General features: G+C 35.4%; 1 protein-coding gene. It reads left to right on the forward strand.

Annotated features, from left to right (window positions below):
- The first annotated feature begins 145 nt into the window (after nt 1–145).
- Nucleotides 146–1,159, forward strand: a complete 1,014-nt coding sequence (locus K5G00_RS29365; RefSeq protein WP_238770189.1) for a PDDEXK nuclease domain-containing protein — start codon at nt 146–148, stop codon at nt 1,157–1,159.
- Nucleotides 1,160–1,260 lie beyond the last annotated feature (101 nt).

Here is a 1,260-nt window from a genome sequence, read left to right on the forward strand (position 1 = left end):
TGGTACGCCAACTGCGGATTCTCGCATCGCAGTTCCGTGTCCTTCGGACAGGAACGCTCTCCGAAATCCGCCCCGACAACATGTACCAACCGTTAACGCCAAGCTTGAAAATCAGGCAATACACAAAATAATTATCTTTACATCTATGAAAAAAGATATACAGAAAAATCAAAATAACCTGATTGATAACATTAAAGAAATCATTTTCTCCGCAAGAAAATCAGTAGCAATTAATGTTAACAATGAGCTAATTACAGCTTATTGGAATATTGGGAAAATAATTATCGAAAATGAAAAGGTAAATAACATTGACAATTCTTCATCAAGACAAATAATCCTTGAATTATCAAAACAATTAACTGACGAGATTGGGAAGGGTTTTTCAAGGTCGAATCTTTTCAATATGAGAAAATTCTACTTGGAATATCCCGATGTCCAGACACTGTCTGGACAATTAACTTGGTCTCATATATGTGAACTTCTGATTATCGAAGACACTCAGAAAAGAGGATTTTACGAAAAAGAAACTATCAACTCATCATGGTCGGTTCGGGAATTAAAAAGACAAATTGATAGTTCTCTTTATGAACGACTGCTACTTTCAAAAGGAGAGACAAACAAAAAGGAACTTCTGGAATTATCCCAGAAAGGACAACAAATATTAAAACCTCAAGACATTGTCAAAAATCCTTATGTCTTTGAATTTCTTGGAGTACCTGAGCATAAACCAATTTTAGAAAAAGAATTAGAGAAAAAATTAATCCGGCATATAGAAGACTTTCTACTGGAACTGGGGCGAGGATTTATGTTTGTTGGTTCGCAGCAAAGATTAACAATCAACAATACTCACTATTATGTAGATATGGTATTCTACAACAAAATTCTTCGGTGTTATATTCTGATTGAGTTAAAAACCACTAAGTTGCAAATCAATCATGCCGGACAATTAAACACGTATTTGAATTATTTCAAAACAGAGGTTAATGACAAAGACGATAATCCTCCTATCGGTATAATACTATGCGCTGAGAAAGATGAAATTGCAGTAGAATATATCCTCGGAGGGCTAGAAAATAATGTATTTGCCTCAAAATTTACATATGTTTTACCGGACAAAGACGAACTTATTAGAGAATTAGAAAATGTAATAAGAGAATAAAAGCCAGGCGTTAACACGTGGTATAAGGCATGGCTGGGTTTGTGCGGATTCGACAAGTCGAATCTCGTACCAACCTCAGTTTCGGTCGGACTGGTCAGACT

Origin of the sequence: Maribellus maritimus, assembly GCF_022267315.1 — a bacterium.
GTDB classification, from domain to species: Bacteria; Bacteroidota; Bacteroidia; order Bacteroidales; family Prolixibacteraceae; genus Draconibacterium; species Draconibacterium maritimum.

Bases quoted from the DNA above. Each gene is read 5' to 3' on its own strand.
- K5G00_RS29365 (WP_238770189.1), top strand. From the start codon at position 146: ATGAAAAAAGATATACAGAAAAATCAAAATAACCTGATTGATAACATT.